A 16,420-nucleotide genomic window follows, 5' to 3' on the forward strand; every position below is an offset into this window, starting at 1 on the left:
CCTTCACGGCGACGGTGGCTCCGGTCGCGCCGGGTGCGGGTACGCCGACGGGCACGGTGGTGTTCGTGGCGACGGACGGGGTCACCACGGTGACGCTCACCGGCACGCTCAGCGGTGGCACCACCAGCGTCAGCACCAATGGGCTGGTGACCGCGGGCGTGTACTCCGTCACGGCGACCTACAGCGGTGACGCCAACTTCAACGGCTCGACCGGTACGGACACGCAGACGGTCGGCCAGGCGTCGACCACCACCACGGTGACCTCGTTGCCGGACCCGTCCGTAGTGGGTGAGTCGGTGACCTTCACGGCGACGGTGGCTCCGGTCGCGCCGGGTGCGGGTACGCCGACGGGCACGGTGGTGTTCGTGGCGACGGACGGGGTCACCACGGTGACGCTGACCGGGACCCTGAGCGGCGGCACGGCCGGCGTCAGCACCACCGGCCTGGTGACCGCGGGCGCGTACACGGTGACCGCGACCTACAGCGGCGACGCCAACTTCACCAGCTCCAGCGGCACCGACACCCAGACGGTCGGCCAGGCGTCGACGACCACCACGGTGACCTCGTCGCCCGACCCGTCGGTGGTCGGTGAGTCCGTGACCTTCACGGCCACCGTGGCACCGGTCGCGCCGGGCGCGGGGACGCCGACGGGCACGGTCACCTTCGTCATCACCGGCGGCCCGACGCTGACCGGCACCCTCGTCGGAGGGACCGCCGGCGTCACGACCAGCGCGCTGAACGCGGGTACGTTCCCGGTCACCGCGACGTACAGCGGTGACGCCAACTTCGCGGCGTCGAGCGGCACCGACACCCAGACGGTCGCCCAGGCGCCGACGACCACCACGGTCACGTCCGCGCCCGACCCGTCGGTCTTCGGGCAGACGGTGACCTTCACCGCCACGGTGGCGCCGGTCCCGCCCGGTGCCGGCACGGTGACCGGCTCGGTCGTCTTCGTCATCGACGGTGGTGGGGGCGGCACGCTGACCGGCACCGTCTCCGGCGGCGTCGCGACCGTCACCACCAGCACGCTCGACGCCGGTGTCCACAACGTCACCGCGACCTACAGCGGCGACGTCAACTTCACCGGCTCCAGCGGTACGGACACCCAGACCGTCAGCCAGGCATCCACGACCACCACGGCCACCTCGTTCCCCGACCCCTCCAACTCCGGTGACACGGTCGCGATCCTCGCGTTCGTCTCCGCGGTGGCGCCGGGCAGCGGCGTCCCGACCGGGACGGTCAACTTCACCGTCACCGACGGTGTGACCACCATCAGCCTCACCGGCACGCTCGACGGCTCCGGTGTCGCCGCGGTCAGCACCCCGCTGACCACCGGCGTCTACACCATCACGGCGGTCTACGCCGGTGACACCAACTTCACCGGCTCCAGCGACACCGACACCCAGACCGTCCTCGCGGGCCCCTGACCCTCCAACCCCACCGCACGAACTGCCTGATCAACACTGCCGGGCCGTCCTCCACGAGGGCGGCCCGGCCGCCTGTGTACGTGTCCGCCGCCGCACCCCGGCCTCCCGCCTTGCGGCGGTCCCACGGGTGCCGTCTACGCTGGCTCCGCTCCAACAGATATTCCGGAGATCCAGCTGCAGGTCATGCGGGGGTTCCGGACGTTCCACGTGTTCACGGGGGAAGGCAGAACATGGCAGAGAAGGCACGTCGGCGGCTGCGGTCGAGCACGGTGATACTGGGCGGGATGGGGGCCCTGGCCGCCGCGCTGACGTCCTGCGGCTCCGAGCCCGACAAGCGCTGTGTGGACCGCAACAGCTACGACACCCTCAAGGGCTACCGCATCGTCGACTCCAAGAACTGCTCGGCAGGCGGCAGTTCGTCGTCCGGAAACAGCGGCAGCACAAGCACCGGAAGCGGCAAATACGGCAAGACCGGCCGAGGCGGCGGCGCGGCCAAGACGCCCGTCGACGGCCAGTGGTACTACGACCCCGACAACGCCGGCGGCAAGTACGCCGACGAGGGCACCTTCAGCAGGACCACGGCCGTCAACCGGGGCGGCTTCGGCTGCTCCGGATCGGGCGGCGGCCGGCACGGTTCCTTCGGCGGCTGAGCGGGCCCGGACGGCATGGAACGCCACACCATCGAGCCCCGCCCCGGCTGGCAGCAGACCGTCGAGGCGCAGGGCCTGATCTACCCGCTGACCCGCTACCCGGACGACTCGCTGCGCCCGTACTGGGACGAGAGCGCCTACTACTCCTTCACCCTCCCCGAGGTCGAGGCCCTGGAGGACGTCGTCGAGGAGCTGCACGGCATGTGCCTGGCCGCGGCCGGCCACCTCGTCGCGCACGACCGCCTCGCCGACCTCGGCATCGAGGACCCGCGGCTGGCCCGCCTGGTCGCCGAGTCCTGGCGGCGGCGGGATGAACTGCCCTCCCTCTACGGGCGGTTCGATCTGCACTACGACGGCAGCGGCCCGGCCAAGATGCTGGAGTACAACGCCGATACGCCGACCTCGCTGGTCGAGGCGGCCGGCCCGCAGTGGTTCTGGATGGAGGAACGCTTCCCCGGCGCCGACCAGTGGAATTCGCTGCACGAGCGGCTGGTGGCGGCCTGGAAGCGGCAGGCCCCGCTGCTGCCGCCCGGTGCGCCGGTGCACTTCGCGCACTCGGCGGGTGACGAGCTGGGCGAGGATCTGATGACCGTCGCCTATCTGGAGGAGACGGCGCGGCAGGCGGGCCTGGAGACGGTCGCCGTCTCGATGGAGGACATCGGCTGGGACCGGCTGTCGGGCCGCTTCGTCGATCAGCGGCTGCGCTTCATGCGGTCCTGCTTCAAGCTCTACCCGTGGGAGTGGCTGGCCACCGACGACTTCGGCCCGTTCGTCCTGGACACCCTCGACAACGGCGGCGGTACGGGCTCCACCCTCTGGATCGAGCCCGCCTGGAAGATGCTGCTCTCCAACAAGGCGCTGCTGGCGATCCTGTGGGAGCTGTACCCGGGGCATCCGAATCTGCTCCCCGCCTACCTCGACGGGCCGCGCGAGCTGGCGCACACCCGTGGTTACGCCGCCAAGCCGCTGCTCGGCCGGGAGGGCGCCGGTGTCACCCTGCACGAACCGGGCGCCGAGCCGGTACTGCGGGGGCCCGAGGACCCCTGCTGCTACCAGGAGTTGGCACCACTGCCGGACTTCGACGGCAACCGGGTCGTCCTCGGCGCCTGGGTCGTCGAGGACGAGTCGGCGGGGCTCGGCATCCGGGAATCGGCGGGGCCGGTCACCGATGAGTACGCGCGGTTTCTGCCACATGTGATCCGCTGAGGCGGCGGCCCGGCGCGGCGGGCCGCCGGATCGACGTCCCGTCGCCGCCCGGACACCGGACGGGCGATCCGGCGCGGCGCGGAGGCACCGGACGGGCGAGCCGACGGCGGTCGGTGATCGACGCGTGCCGCTACGCGTCGCGGTCATGGCCGCGGTACTGCTGTGCGGCGGCGGCCATCCTGCGCTTGAGCGGGGGCAGGTGGTTGACCACCCGCATACCGGTACGCATCCCGGCCAGCACCGCGCGGCCGAGGACCGGCTTGTGGACCGGATCGCTTCCCCGCATCTGCGCCAGGGACTTCCGGACCGCCTCGAAGCCGTAGTCGATCATCTGCGTCTCGTAGTCGCGGATCGCCGGTATCAGCGGCACTTCGCGGTCGCGGGCCGAGACCAGCTTGGCGCACAGCAGCTCGGCGTCGCGCAACGCGGTGTTCGCGCCCACCCCGCGGCCCGGCGTCATGGTGTGGATGGCATCGCCGATCAGCGTGATGTTGCTGGTGGGCCACTGCGCGACCGGGGCCGAGGTGCGGATGTTGAGGGGGAAGCAGGTGGACGGGTCGGCCAGCTCGGCCAGTGTGCGCAGCCGGACGTCCCAGGTGCGGGTGAGCTCGACCGTGAGGTCGTGCAGCTGCCGGCCGTTCATCCGGAGGACGTCGGCGGGCAGGTTACGAGCCGCGCCGCCGAACGCCAGCATGATGTAGTCGCGGGTGTTGTCGAACTGCAGGCCGGGCCAGGCGTCGAGCAGTTCGGTGTCACTCGCGCCGATGCCCTGGCGGGGCCGGCCCCGCTCGTCCCACGGGAACTGCATGACGTGGATGACCAGCGAGTATCCGCCGGGCGCGAGGAACATGTTGACGCCGTCGATGACCTGCGGGGTCAGCAGCGTGCGGGTCTCCTCGGTGAGGGGCACCTTGCCGGTGATCCCGATCAGGCCGCTGTCCTCCAAGGGGGCGTGCGGTAAGTACTGGCGGCGGACCCGGGAGTGGGATCCGTCGGCGGCCACCAGCACGTCTCCGGTGGCCGAGGTGCCGTCCTCGAAGTGCGCGGTGACCGTGCCGTCGGGGTTGTGCTCGTAGCGGGTGAAGACCTGGTCGAAGTGGACCAGCTCCTCCAGCCCGGTCAGCAGGACCTGGCGCAGGGTCATCCGGGAAACGGAACGCTCCGCACCCGCCCCGTCCGCACCGGACGTGGCGAAACCGGTCAGCGAGAGGACTTCCTTGTACTTCTCGGTGAACACGTTGAAGCGGTCACCGCTGCGCGCGCAGGTCGCCACGAAGGTGTCGAAGAGCCCGGGGGGCAACAGACGGCTGAGCGCCCGGCTGCCGTCGGGGTCGATGCCCACCCGGTAGCCCTGGAGTCCGCCGCCACGCGTGCGGTCGCGCTCGTATACGGCGCAGCTGATACCGGCCCGCTTCAGGCCGTGAGCCAGGGCCAGCCCGCCGGTGCCGGCGCCAATGATGATCACGTGCATGGATTTTCCGGTTCCTTCCTCAAGGGGAACGGCTGAGGACCGGGATAGTGGCACGGCATCTAGGTGCAGTGCAACTAATATCTCCATGGCTAGATGTGCTGCGACTAGTTGTGATGCCGGTGGTCGGTGTACCGTCGCCCCGTGACCTCGACATTCCGCCGTTCCCCCCTGGCCCTGGCGGTCCTGGGCCTGCTGGAGGCCGGCCCGCTGCACCCCTACGGCATCCAGCGCCTGATCAAGCAGTGGGGCAAGGACCAGGTCGTCAACGTCGGCCAGCGCGCCGGCCTGTACCGCACGATCGCCCGCCTGGAAGACGCCGGGCTGATCGCCGTCGGCAGCACCGAGCGCGACGAGCGCTACCCCGAACGCACCACCTACCGCCTCACCGACACGGGACGGGCGGCCGCCCGCCAGTGGATGGCCGAGATCCTGTCGACGCCCCGCAACGAGTACCCGGAGTTCCCCGCCGCACTGTCCTTCCTGCCGGTGCTCACCCCCCGGGCCACCCAGGACCTGCTGCACCAGCGGCGCGACCGTCTCGCCCGGCGCCTCACCGAACTCGACGCCGAACTCGCGAGCGAGGCCGAGGGCCACGGCCTCCCGCGGGTCGCCCTGATCGAGAGCGAATACCTGCGCGCGGTCACCCAGGCCGAACTGTCATGGGTGGACGGCATCCTCGCCGCGCTGGCCGACGGTTCGTTCACCTGGAACCGCGAAGAACTCGACCGCATCGTCGCCGCTGCCCGCGACAACACCTGACGGGCGGCGGGCAGGGAGTGGTAATTGTGCGCGCTGTGGGCCTCGGCGGCGGCGATCGCAGGAACCCCTGAACCCGCGCAAGTTCATGCAAGTTGGATCTCCCGGACCATGAGACGGTCGTGGAGATCCCCAAGTACATGACACAGTTCTTTACGGAGGTACGCGGTGGTGGCCGAGCTGACGTTTAGCGAGCTGTTCAAGCAGGCCAAGCGTTCAGCCGTTCACCTGGAGATGAGGGACGGGTACATGCGATCCGACCCGCGATTCGTCTCATGGCGGCAGGACCCGCAAAGTGTTCCTGCCAAAAGCGACCCAGCCTCCCGCCCCTGGCTCGCCCTGATGCAAGAGATCACCACGCGCGGTGTGGAAGTCCGTCGTGCTCGGATCTTCTCCGAGCCCATGAGTGACTACCTCCGCTTTGAGCACCACCTCACGCCCAGCAATGTGGCGGCCGGCGAGCAGGTGCGCTGGCTGCCGCGTCGCAAGGTGTCGGACGTGGCGCTCCCGGGCAATGACTTCTGGCTGTTCGATGACAGCCTTGTCGTGTTCCTGCACTTCACCGGGGACGGCGAGCTGTCACCCAAGGGAGATGAGGAGCGGACGACGGATCCCGCCATCGTGCAGCTCTGCTCAACGTCATTCGAGGCGGTCTGGGAACGCGCGATCCCGCACGAGGTTTACAGGCCGGTCTGATCCACGAACAGGGCTGAACTCTCCGTGTCCCCATCGTCGCCGTCGTCCAGCATCCAGCAGGCCAGGGAAGCGCTTGGAAAGCGCCTCCGCGAGATCCGCAAGGACTCCGGTCTGACCGCCCGAGCTGTGGCGGCGGCGGCAGGGTGGCATGAGTCGAAGAGCTCCCGGCTTGAGAACGGCCGGACTCCTCCCTCGGATGCGGACATTCGTACCTGGACCCGGATCTGTGACGCCGAGGGCCAAGCCGCGGACCTCATCGCGACCGCCCGTGGCATTGACGGCATGTACGTGGAGTGGCGGCGCCTGGAAAGCGCCGGCCTGAAGCGTGCCCAGGAGGCTGTGCTGCCACTCTTCGAGCGAACCCATTGGTTCCGCTTCTATCAGTCGTGGGTCATCCCAGGGCTGCTCCAGACCGAGGACTACACACGCCAAGACGTTCACCGAACTCGCAGGCATCGCTGTTTACGGGGCCGCTGCCAGGAATCTCATTACCTCGGCAATCGACACCCTCGGGTGACGGCGTACAAGTTCGTAGAAGTTCATTGAGCTGAGTCTCTGGCTCTCCATACCGTCGGGAAAACAAGCCGTTCACCCCGCGGAGACGTCATGACGAACCCCATTCGGTACAGCCAACCGCCCGTTGAACTGCCGCTGGACGAGTTGCCGTTGGAGGGCGAACCAGTCCCCGGATGCAAAGTGTGTAACGCCTTGGGACTCCAGCGGAGTGCGGCGTTGAAGCGAAACGACAAGGCTGAGGCATGTTCTGCCGCCCGGGAGATCCGAGACCACGGCCGTGGGCACGCGAAGGCGTCATGACCGCCCCGGGCAGGACTGACCGGCGGCAGTCGGAGCCTGAAGACTCCCGCCCCGGCTGCGGAAACCTGGACAGTCGAGCAGCCGGGGCGGGTGACCAACCGCAAAGGAAACCCCTTTGCGGCCCAGGGGCCATGCCCTCGACCGTACGGCGGCATGGCTCCTCGCGAAAGAGGAGGTTGGTGAATGAACGTGGTGAGCGTCGATACGTACGAGACGCGCGTACCCGACGCCGAAGGCTGGCGCGGTGTGCCCTTCCGCCACGAGGCGGAGATGCAAGAGGACGGCGGCAAACACGATGGCGGCCCTATGCCCCCGGAGGCTCCGCGTGAACCGTCGCCGCAGGGCGGGAACGGTAAGTAGCCCACGCTGGTGAAGACAAAGCGCCCCTGCTCCGGAACATGGCCGGAGCAGGGGCGTGGTGCATTCAGCGGACGAGTTGCCATGCGACACGGCGCAGCTGGCGCCGTCCGCATGATGGCAAGCCAGGGAGGCTGAAGAGTGGGCCTCGACGAACGTGCGCGAACTTGCGCGCGCTCACCCGAGGGAATCGATCGCTGCTGTGATCAGAGTTCGTGCCGGAGCCCCGTAGACGGCCAATTCGGCGAGGCCCGCGAAGGTGTGGGCGTACATGCTGATCTCGTGCGGCTGCGTGACGGTGAGAAAGGCAGACACCAGCTCTACGCTGACTTGGGTTTCATCGAAGATCCAGAAGTCCTCCACGGGCCACAGCGCGGTACGGTCCGCGTGCAGTGGGATCACCCCGAGGCTGACGTGGGGCAGCGCAGCCAGAGACAACAGGTGCCCAAGCTGGCCTGCCATCGTCGCAGTGCCACCGATCCGATGGCGAAGTGCGCTCTCTTCCAAGATCACAGCGAAGCGGCGTGGCCCTTCGTGCAGGATGCGTTGCTTGTCCACGCGGACCTGGACAGCTTCCTCCAGGTCGTCGGGGAGCGCCCGCCGGTCACGAATCGCCCTGAGGATTGCCTCAATGTACGCAGGCGTCTGGAAGGGGCCCGGGATCAGCCACGACGAGTAGGCGCGGAAATGCCGCGTTCCTTCCCACAGCGGGAGAACCGATTCCTGTGCTCGACGCAGTCCGGAGCGTTCCATGCGTCGCCACTCGACATACGCACCATCGATATTGCGTGCGGTGGCGATCAGGTCGGCCGTCTGTCCCTCCGCTCCGCAGTGCAGCGCCCACACCCGCAGGTCATCGTCGGACGGCCCGGTGCGGCCGTTCTCGATGCGGCTGCACTTGCTTTCGTGCCAGCCGGCCCGGGCGGCCAGCTCCCGTGCTGTCAGGCCCGAATCCTTGCGCATTTCGCGCAGGCGCTTGCCCAGGGCCTCTCGGGCCTGCCGGATGCTGGACGAGGACGTCACGATCGAGTCTTCCGAGTGCGTACCGTCAGGTCGGCCGGTACTCCTCGTGGGGCGTCGCCCGTTCCCAGATCGCTTCAAACGCGGATACACAGGCGTGGACCACACCGGGTTCGGTCACCAGCTCTTCACCGGTCATCTCCCCGTCACCGTTGAAGTGGTTGAACAGCACCGACGAACGGTCGAAGACCCAGCAGTCGTTGCCCGGCAACAGCAACGATGAGGCGTTCCGACGGGGGAGCCAGCGCACCGACTCTCCGGCCTTGACGTTGTGTCCGCCGGTGAGCGCGTGCTCGTACCGGATGTAGGCGGATACGGGTTCCGAGACGACCCGCGCCCGGCGTACCTCCACGCCACGAGCCACCGAGGCCGAGACAAGATCGATCCACCACGGCCAACGCTCAGCGGGGTCGAAGCGGTTGCCGGCGGCCCACTCTTGGTACGCCTCGTCCAGTGCGTACGCGTCCCTGGCCTCGAAGTGCCACGCGCTGTGCCGGGCCGTCCGGAACAGCTCCTCAAACGTCGGCTCCGCCGTCGCCACCGTTCACCTCCGGGAAGAACTGCATCATGCGCTTCGGGAACTCGATCACGGTCTCATGGCTGGGAACGTCCATCTGCGCCAGACGCTCGGGGTCCGTGACCCGCCACCCTTGCAGGATGTAGTTTCCGCTCTCCTCGTCCAGGTACACAGTCGGGGAACCGTTGTTCGGACTTTCGGGGTCCTTGCCCAGGCGGTGCAAAGCCATGGTGTCCTCCGTCGCCTCGGGTGACGATCAACATGTCCGAGCTTGTGCCTGAGCCTCAGCGGCGCGCCAGCGACTTGCACGAACTTCTACGCATTGACCGGTGCCGGCCCGGTCGCGCCCCCCTCATCCGAACGCCTCCGCCGAAAGTCGGCCCCTTCGCCGTCGGCATCGTCGGGGACGTCGTGGCCGAGGGCGGCCAAACGCCCGCCCCAGCTTTCGGCCACCCGGCGCACATCGGCGAGGGACGCAGTCAATTCAACGGCCAGGAGGTGCAATTCCCCGGGCGTCCAGGCCCGTCCGGCAAGCATGCGGCGGGCTTCGTCGAGGAGATCGTCGGCCGAGCTGAGTTGCTCTTTCTCGATCCGGTCGGCGACACGGGAGACATATCCGGTCCCGTCGCGTGCGAGGAAGCACGGTTTCCCGTCCGAGCCGGTCCACGGCAGCAGCCGGACGAAGTCCCTTGCTGAAGCGTCGGGCATGGCGTCAACTCCCTTGTAGTTGAAGGCCACGCCCCCGGTTCGTTCCACCACGGTTGCCGGGGTCCTCTCCGTCTCTCGAGGAGGGCCTTCCTCGCGCTGGGCAACCGGTCCGCTACGCCCAGCGGTACGGTGGCAGTGGAAGCGGCTTTTAAGAGCTTTAAGCGCTCGCGCGCATCGGGGAGTTGAGGGCTGTGGGCACTCGGGAACCGAACCGGCACCTTGAACGGCTCTACCGGCAGACCGGCAGACCGGCTGGACGCTGCGGCAGTTCGTCCAGGCCGTGAACCGCATCGGCACCGAGCGGGGAACCCCGCTCAAGTACCGCGAGCCGTCGGCCCATCAGTGGTGTCAGGGGCACGTGCCGAAGGAGCAGGTCAGACCGCTGATCGTGGAGGCCCTGGCGCGGAAGCTGGGACGTCCGGTCACGCATGCGGAGGCCGGATTCCCCGCCCCTGCCCCTGTCAGCGGCTCGCACGCCACCCCGAGCGCGGTGGAAGGGCTGATCGATCTCGGGAGGGGAGACATGGACCCCTCACGCCGCAGCGTTCTCGGTATAGGGCTCTTTTCCGTTGCGCTGACCGTGCCCAATTGGCCGGATGTGGTGGGACGGATGGAAGCCATTCAAGGCGGCCGAAATCCGCGCATCGGCATGCCGGAAGTGGAAACGGTCACCGCCATGACCGAACGGATCTCGGAACTCGACGACCAATTCGGCGGACGTCACGCCCGCCCCATGGCTGCGGCTTTCCTCGTCAATACGGTGGCTCCGTACCTGCGGGCCGAGGCGCCGGAATCGGTGCGCAAGGCAATGCTGTCGGCAGCCTCCGACCTCTGCTATCTCACCGGATACATGGCGGTGGATGAGGGGGTGGAGGGGCTGGGGCAGAAGTATTACCTGAAGGCATTGGAGCTGGCCGGAGCCTCTGAGGACCACCTCACGTACTGCACGACACTGCGGGGTATGAGTGTGCAGGCAGTTGACCTGGGGCACGGCCGTGAAGCCATGCGACTGGCCGATGCCGCGGCCGCCGCCTCTCCGCAAGCGGGCCCACGTATGCTCGCCTTCCTTGCGGGCCAGCAGGCACATGCCGCTGCGCAAACCGGAGACAGTCACAAGGCTCTGGCACATCTCAAAGAGGCTGAAATCTCCATGGAAAAGGCCGAGGCGCGAGCGAAAGCCTTCGGGTCCTATGATCCCTCAGCTCTGCATTACCACATCAGCCATGTTCGCCACGAGCTGGGAGACCTTCCCGGAGCCGTTGCGGCGATGCGGGAATCGGACAGGTTGTGCTACGACATCTACCGCCGGTCCCGGGTGAAGGAACGGGCCACACTCGCCGAGTTCCAACTTGAGGTGGGGCACCTGGAAGCGGCTTGTGCGACATGGAATGAAGCGCTGGACGAATATCCTCTGGTGCAAAGCGGGAGGGTCGACCGGCGCATGGGGAAGATGTTCAAGCTCATCCGCCCCCACCTCAAGAACCACGCCGCCCGGGAACTTCACGAACGTGCCCGGCTCGTGGTTCCAGCGTCGCTCATGGCCTAGTACTGCGAGCACGAGGCCGGCCTCGACCACTGCCGGGGCCGCCAGGCCGCGACTGCCGGCCTCCGTGACTCTGGTGGGAGTACCAGGGCGAGGCCGCCCCAGGGCATGCGGGAGGGTGTTACCGTCGCACGATGTCCAGGACCGAGATCGACTTGGTAACCGCTGAGTTCTTCGGCGCCTTTGACAACCGGGGCGGCAAGAGTGCCGACGTGGCACGCATCCGTCGGCTGGTCCTTCCCGCGGGCGTGATCATCGTGACCGGCCCGGAGTTCACCGTCTACACCGTGGACGAGTTCATCGAGCCTCGCCAACGGCTGCTGAGCGACGGCCGGCTGGTCGAGTTCTCCGAGTGGGAGACGTCCGGACGAACCGAGATCGCAGGCGATATCGCGTCGCGGTTCTGTGCGTACCGCAAGTCCGGGATCTTGGACGGTGACCCGTTCGAGGGCGGGGGGACCAAGACCATCCAGTTCGTCCGCACCCCAGAGGGCTGGCGCATCGCGGCTGTCGCCTGGTACGACGAGCCCTGACCGCCGTGGCGTTCGGCTGCGCGGTCCTGCGTGGCCCGGCCGGCCTGGGCTGATGTCGTGCGTCCATGACATGGCGCAACGAGCGGTCGGGGCACCTTCGCCCGCCGGCCGCCCGTTGCACGCCGGCCCCGTCTCATTCCTCCAGCACCCCCCGCAGCTGGTCCAGCCCCCAGTCCAGGTCCTCCTTGCTGATCACCAGCGGCGGGGCGAGCCGGATGGTGGCGCCATGGGTGTCCTTGGCCAGCACCCCGCGCGCCATCAGCCGTTCGGAGATCTCCCGGCCGGTGCCGCGTGACGGGTTGATGTCCACTCCGGCCCACAGCCCGCGGCCGCGCACCGCGTCCACCGCGCCGCCGCCCACCAGCAGCCCCAGCTCGCCGTGCAGATGCTCGCCCAACTCCGTTGCCCGCTGCTGGAACTCGCCGGTCCGCAGCATCGCCAGCACCTCCAGTGCCACCGCGCAGGCGAGCGGGTTCCCGCCGAACGTCGAGCCGTGCTCGCCGGGCGCGAAGACGCCCAGCACCTCACGGGAGGACACCACCGCCGACACCGGCACCACGCCGCCGCCCAGCGCCTTGCCCAGCACATACATGTCGGGGACCACGCCCTCGTGGTCACAGGCGAAGGTCCGGCCGGTGCGGCCCAGCCCCGACTGGATCTCATCGGCGATGAACAGCACGTTCCGGCTGCGGGTCAGCTCCCGTACACCCGCCAGATAGCCCGGCGGCGGCACCAGCACCCCCGCCTCGCCCTGGATCGGCTCCAGCAGCACCGCGACCGTGTGGTCGTCGAAGGCGGCCGCCAGCGCGGACAGATCGCCGTACGGGACGATCTCGAAGCCGGGGGTGTACGGGCCGAAGCCGGCGCGGGCCTCGGGGTCGGTGGAGAAGGAGACGATGGTGGTCGTCCGGCCGTGGAAGTTGTGGTCCGCGACGATGATCTTCGCGTGGCCGTCCGGGACGCCCTTGACCTGGTAGCCCCACTTGCGGGCCGTCTTCACCGCCGTCTCGACCGCCTCGGCGCCGGTGTTCATCGGGAGCACCAGCTCCATCCCGCACAGCGCGGCCAGCTGCGCGCAGAAGTCGCCGAACCGGTCGTGATGGAAGGCGCGGGAGGTGAGGGTGACGCGTTCCAGCTGGGCCCTGGCCGCGTCGAGCAGGCGGCGGTTGCCGTGCCCGAAGTTCAGCGCGGAGTACCCGGCGAGCATGTCCAGGTAGCGACGGCCCGCCACGTCCGTCACCCAGGCACCCTCGGCGGTGGCCACGACGACGGGCAGCGGGTGGTAGTTGTGTGCGCTGTGGGCCTCGGCGGCGGCGATGCCGCGTTCCGTGGACGTCACCGGTGACTCCGTTCGGTAGAACCGTGCGGGGCGCGGACACTGCCGCGTCCCCCTCCATTGTTGCGCCGGCCAGGAGCGACCGGCCTGCGAAGATCCGCCGGGCAGGGCCTTGAGGAACGTGTCGGGGGGTGCCCTGGGCGACGCTCCGGGGGACGCACCCCGGGGACGCCGTGGGGAACTCCCTGAGGAGTACCCTTCCGGCTCCTGGGGACGTCCTGAGGGGCACCCGGGGGTGTCCTAGACTCTGGGTGCGCACCGCGACTGGCGTACGGGGAAACAACCTCGAGGAAGCGGTGTGCGGCCACCATCACGAGGTGCCGCCCCGCCTGGGCACCCCGGGACCACGACCGGATCACCGATCGACCGCCCCGGAGGACGCCATGTCGCAGGCCCCCGTGTCACAGCCCACCCCGCACTCCCGCACTCCGCAGTCCCTTCCGCATCCCGCGCTGAGCGCCGCCGACCCCGAACTGGCCGCGCTGGTCGGCGCCGAGGAGCAGCTGCAGTCCGACACCCTGCGGCTGATCCCCAGCGAGAACTACGTCTCCGCCGCCGTCCTGGAAGCCACCGGCACCGTCCTGCAGAACAAGTACAGCGAGGGGTACGCGGGCCGTCGCTACTACGAAGGCCAGCAGAACATCGACCGGGTCGAGACGCTGGCCGTCGAGCGGGCCAAGGCCGTCTTCGGCGTGGAGCACGCCAACGTCCAGCCGTACTCCGGCTCGCCCGCCAACCTCGCCGCCTACCTCGCCTTCGCCGAGCCCGGCGACACCGTGCTGGGCATGGCGCTGCCGATGGGCGGTCACCTCACGCACGGCTGGGGGGTGTCGGCCACCGGCAGCTGGTTCCGCGGCGTCCAGTACGGCGTACGCCCCGACACCGCGCTGATCGACTTCGACGAGGTGCGCGACCTCGCCCGCAAGGAACGCCCGAAGATCATCTTCTGTGGCGGTACCGCCGTCCCGCGCACCATCGACTTCGCCGCGTTCGGCGAGATCGCCCGGGAGGTCGACGCCGTCCTCGTCGCCGATATCGCCCATATCGCCGGTCTGATCGCGGGCGGCGCCCACCCCTCGCCCGTACCGCACGCGGACGTCATCTCCACCACCACCCACAAGACCCTGCGCGGGCCGCGCGGCGCCATGCTGATGTCCCGGGCGAGCCATGCCAAGGCGGTCGACAAGGCCGTCTTCCCCGGTCTGCAGGGCGGTCCGCACAACCACACCACCGCCGCGATCGCGGTCGCCCTGCGCGAGGCGGCCGCTCCGTCCTTCCGCGACTACGCCCATGCCGTCGTCGCCAACGCCAAGGCGCTCGCCGAGGCGCTGCTGGCCCGCGGCTACGACCTGGTCTCCGGCGGCACCGACAACCACCTGGTGCTGATCGACCTCACGTCGAAGGAGGTGCCGGGCAAGGTCGCCGCGAAGGCGCTCGACCGGGCCGGCATCGTCGTCAACTACAACACCGTCCCCTTCGACCCCCGCAAGCCCTTCGACCCCTCCGGTATCCGCATCGGCACTCCGTCCCTCACCTCCCGCGGGCTGGGGCCGGACCGGATGCCGCTGGTCGCGGAGTGGATCGACCGCAGCGTCCAGGCCGCGGCGAAGGGTGACGAGGAGGCACTGGCGGTGATCCGTACGGAGGTCGCGGAGCTCATGGCGGCCTACCCGGCGCCGGGGCTCGCCACGGCCTGAGGGCGGGGGCTCGTGACGGCCCGGGACGCGCGACGGCCTCAGGCCCGCGGTGCGGCGGCTCACCGGCCGGCTGATCTTGGTCGGCCGGTCAGCCGGTGAGCCGGACCGGCAGGACGTGGGTGCTGTTGCCGACGAAGCTCGGGTGCGGCGGCAGCTCCGCGTCCGGGACGGCGAGGTCCAGCGCCGGATAGCGGGTGAACAGCGCTTCCAGGGCGACGGTCGCCTCCAGCCGGGCCAGCGGCGCGCCCGGACAGTAGTGCGGACCGTGGCCGAAGGAGAGGTGCCGGGCAGCGGGCCGCCGGGTGACGTCGAACCGGTCCGCGTCGGGGCCGTAGGCGTCCGGATCCCGGCCGGCCGCGGAGTAGGAGGCCAGCATCGGTGTGCCGCGGGGAACGACCGTGCCGCCGATTTCCAGGTCCCGGACCGGGTAGCGGAACGGGAAGTGGGCGACCGGACTGTCGTAGCGCAGCGTCTCCTCGACCACGTCGTCCCAGGTGGCCCGCCCGTCGCGCACCAGCTCCAGCTGTCCGCGGTCGGTGCACAGGGCCCGCACCGCGTTGGTGATCAGATTGAGCGTGGTCTCGTGCCCGGCAATGATCATCAGCAGCAGGGTGCCGACCAGTTCCCGGGCGCTCAGCCGGTCGCCGTCCTCCTCCTGGGCGGCGAGCAGCGCGCTGGTCAGATCGTCGCCCGGGTCCGCCCGCCGGGCCTCGGCGACCCGGGTGAGGATGGCGATGATCTCGCGGTGGGCGGCCTGCGTCCCGTCCGCCGTGCGCACGATCAGGTTCGACAGCTCGTGCAGCCGGTCGCGCAACGAGGCGTCCACGCCCAGCAGTTCACAGATCACGCTCATCGGCAGCGGATAGGCGAAGTGCCGGCGCAGATCCACCGTGCCATCGGCCGCGGCGGCCCCCGGCAGCCCGTCCAGCAGCCCGGCCGTCAGCTCCACCACCCGGGGCCGCAGCGCCGCCACCCGCCGCCCGGTGAACACCTTGGTCACCGGACCGCGCAGCCGCCGGTGATCGGCCCCGTCGGCCGTGATCATCCCGTCGACGGTGGCGAAGGTGGTCAGCGGCCAGCCGGGCGGCAAGGTGCCGTCGTGCAGGGCGGTGAAGTGGCAGGCGTCCTTGGCGACTTCGGGGTGCGCAAGGACCTCGCGCAGCACCTCGTAACGGGTGACGGCGACGGCGGGCACCTCCCCGGGCAGCAGGACGGGGACCACCGCTCCGGCCGCCCGCAGCAGCGCATCGGCCGCGGCCCGGCCGGCGCCACCGGGGGCGAGCGGACGCGGCGCGCCGCCCCCGGAGCGCGCGGGACAGGTGGCGTCGGGCGGCGGGAGGGGCGCGGGGGCAAAGAGGCGGGCGTTGCCGGAGATCGGCTGTCCGTCGGTCATCAGCAGTCCTCACAGATCGGGGGCGGTGATCCGGGGCGGTGCACGGGCCCATGAGCGCGGACCACGGTGCCGGGGGCCGCGTACGGCGCTGCCGCGAGGCCACGACAGACCCACGATTCCAGCTCCCGCCCGCCCCGAACAGGGCGCCGCGGCGCTGCCCGCAGCGCCCGCCCGGAGCCCCGCAGCGCCCGCCCCGACGCCCCGCCGCCGCGCCGCCGCCTGCCCGGAACCGGCGCCGCAGGCGGCACCACAGGCCCGTGCCCCTTGCCGACCTGAGACAATCGACCCATGGCT

Annotated in this window: 15 protein-coding genes, 1 pseudogene and 1 riboswitch; of the genes and pseudogenes, 9 read left to right on the forward strand and 7 right to left on the reverse strand. The window is 69.7% G+C overall.

Going from position 1 to position 16,420, the window contains the following annotated elements:
- The 3 genes from ABZ851_RS08495 to ABZ851_RS08505 form a co-directional block, all read left to right on the forward strand.
- Positions 1–1,427: Ig-like domain-containing protein (locus ABZ851_RS08495; protein ID WP_361124044.1), on the forward strand; the 1,427-nt coding region annotated here is incomplete at its 5' end.
- Between the two features lie 230 nt (positions 1,428–1,657).
- Positions 1,658–2,077, forward strand: coding sequence for a hypothetical protein (locus tag ABZ851_RS08500; protein WP_361124046.1), 420 nt, complete (start codon positions 1,658–1,660; stop codon positions 2,075–2,077).
- A gap of 15 nt (positions 2,078–2,092) precedes the next feature.
- The gene (locus ABZ851_RS08505) at positions 2,093–3,283 is read left to right on the forward strand and encodes a glutathionylspermidine synthase family protein (RefSeq protein WP_361124048.1); all 1,191 of its coding nucleotides are present in this window, start codon (positions 2,093–2,095) and stop codon (positions 3,281–3,283) included.
- Positions 3,284–3,413: 130 nt separating this feature from the next.
- Here the strand turns inward: ABZ851_RS08505 and ABZ851_RS08510 are convergent, their stop codons facing one another.
- A complete protein-coding gene (locus tag ABZ851_RS08510; RefSeq protein WP_361124050.1) occupies positions 3,414–4,754 on the reverse strand; it encodes an NAD(P)/FAD-dependent oxidoreductase in 1,341 nt (446 codons plus the stop codon).
- 141 nt (positions 4,755–4,895) lie between these two features.
- On the opposite strand from ABZ851_RS08510, the gene ABZ851_RS08515 reads away from it, so the two are divergent.
- The 3 genes and pseudogenes from ABZ851_RS08515 to ABZ851_RS08525 form a co-directional block, all read left to right on the forward strand.
- On the forward strand, positions 4,896–5,513 hold the full coding sequence (locus ABZ851_RS08515; protein ID WP_361124052.1) for a PadR family transcriptional regulator: 618 nt from the start codon (positions 4,896–4,898) through the stop codon (positions 5,511–5,513).
- Positions 5,514–5,678: 165 nt separating this feature from the next.
- Positions 5,679–6,206: a DUF6879 family protein gene (locus tag ABZ851_RS08520; protein WP_361124054.1), complete on the forward strand. Its 528-nt coding sequence runs from the start codon at positions 5,679–5,681 to the stop codon at positions 6,204–6,206.
- A gap of 51 nt (positions 6,207–6,257) precedes the next feature.
- Positions 6,258–6,629, forward strand: a pseudogene (locus tag ABZ851_RS08525) (helix-turn-helix transcriptional regulator); the annotation flags it as partial.
- A 927-nt stretch (positions 6,630–7,556) separates the two neighbouring features.
- On the opposite strand, the gene ABZ851_RS08530 reads toward ABZ851_RS08525, so the two are convergent.
- From ABZ851_RS08530 to ABZ851_RS08545, 4 genes are all read right to left on the reverse strand, one after another.
- Positions 7,557–8,402: a helix-turn-helix transcriptional regulator gene (locus tag ABZ851_RS08530; RefSeq protein ID WP_361124056.1), complete on the reverse strand. Its 846-nt coding sequence runs from the start codon at positions 8,400–8,402 to the stop codon at positions 7,557–7,559.
- Positions 8,403–8,427: 25 nt separating this feature from the next.
- Positions 8,428–8,940 (reverse strand): DUF6879 family protein, encoded by a 513-nt coding sequence (locus tag ABZ851_RS08535; protein WP_361124058.1) that lies wholly within the window; start codon positions 8,938–8,940, stop codon positions 8,428–8,430.
- Positions 8,915–9,145, reverse strand: coding sequence for a hypothetical protein (locus ABZ851_RS08540; RefSeq protein ID WP_361124060.1), 231 nt, complete (start codon positions 9,143–9,145; stop codon positions 8,915–8,917). Before ABZ851_RS08540 ends, ABZ851_RS08535 begins: the two co-directional genes overlap by 26 nt.
- Positions 9,146–9,231: 86 nt before the next feature.
- Positions 9,232–9,654, reverse strand: a complete 423-nt coding sequence (locus ABZ851_RS08545) for a hypothetical protein (protein WP_361124062.1) — start codon at positions 9,652–9,654, stop codon at positions 9,232–9,234.
- A gap of 250 nt (positions 9,655–9,904) precedes the next feature.
- On the opposite strand from ABZ851_RS08545, the gene ABZ851_RS08550 reads away from it, so the two are divergent.
- Both ABZ851_RS08550 and ABZ851_RS08555 read left to right on the forward strand, forming a co-directional pair.
- On the forward strand, positions 9,905–11,170 hold the full coding sequence (locus tag ABZ851_RS08550) for a tetratricopeptide repeat protein (RefSeq protein ID WP_361124064.1): 1,266 nt from the start codon (positions 9,905–9,907) through the stop codon (positions 11,168–11,170).
- 131 nt (positions 11,171–11,301) lie between these two features.
- A complete protein-coding gene (locus ABZ851_RS08555; RefSeq protein WP_361124066.1) occupies positions 11,302–11,700 on the forward strand; it encodes a DUF4440 domain-containing protein in 399 nt (132 codons plus the stop codon).
- Positions 11,701–11,833: 133 nt separating this feature from the next.
- Here ABZ851_RS08555 and rocD read toward each other — a convergent pair whose 3' ends face one another.
- Positions 11,834–13,039, reverse strand: coding sequence for an ornithine--oxo-acid transaminase (gene rocD / locus ABZ851_RS08560; protein ID WP_361124068.1), 1,206 nt, complete (start codon positions 13,037–13,039; stop codon positions 11,834–11,836).
- Between the two features lie 247 nt (positions 13,040–13,286).
- Positions 13,287–13,378: riboswitch (ZMP/ZTP riboswitch) on the forward strand.
- Between the two features lie 41 nt (positions 13,379–13,419).
- On the opposite strand from rocD, the gene glyA reads away from it, so the two are divergent.
- Complete coding sequence (gene glyA, locus ABZ851_RS08565; RefSeq protein ID WP_361124070.1) at positions 13,420–14,733, forward strand: serine hydroxymethyltransferase; 1,314 nt, start codon at positions 13,420–13,422, stop codon at positions 14,731–14,733.
- An 88-nt stretch (positions 14,734–14,821) separates the two neighbouring features.
- Here glyA and ABZ851_RS08570 read toward each other — a convergent pair whose 3' ends face one another.
- Complete coding sequence (locus ABZ851_RS08570; RefSeq protein WP_361124072.1) at positions 14,822–16,126, reverse strand: cytochrome P450; 1,305 nt, start codon at positions 16,124–16,126, stop codon at positions 14,822–14,824.
- Positions 16,127–16,420 lie beyond the last annotated feature (294 nt).

Source organism: Streptomyces sp. NPDC047049 (assembly GCF_040643995.1).
GTDB lineage: Bacteria > Actinomycetota > Actinomycetes > Streptomycetales > Streptomycetaceae > Streptomyces > Streptomyces mooreae.

Coding starts and splice junctions, on each gene's coding strand:
- ABZ851_RS08555 (WP_361124066.1), top strand. CDS start 11,302: ATGTCCAGGACCGAGATCGACTTGGTAACCGCTGAGTTCTTCGGCGCC.
- ABZ851_RS08570 (WP_361124072.1), bottom strand. CDS start 16,126: ATGACCGACGGACAGCCGATCTCCGGCAACGCCCGCCTCTTTGCCCCC.
- ABZ851_RS08505 (WP_361124048.1), top strand. CDS start 2,093: ATGGAACGCCACACCATCGAGCCCCGCCCCGGCTGGCAGCAGACCGTC.
- ABZ851_RS08540 (WP_361124060.1), bottom strand. CDS start 9,145: ATGGCTTTGCACCGCCTGGGCAAGGACCCCGAAAGTCCGAACAACGGT.
- ABZ851_RS08510 (WP_361124050.1), bottom strand. CDS start 4,754: ATGCACGTGATCATCATTGGCGCCGGCACCGGCGGGCTGGCCCTGGCT.
- glyA (WP_361124070.1), top strand. CDS start 13,420: ATGTCGCAGGCCCCCGTGTCACAGCCCACCCCGCACTCCCGCACTCCG.
- ABZ851_RS08500 (WP_361124046.1), top strand. CDS start 1,658: ATGGCAGAGAAGGCACGTCGGCGGCTGCGGTCGAGCACGGTGATACTG.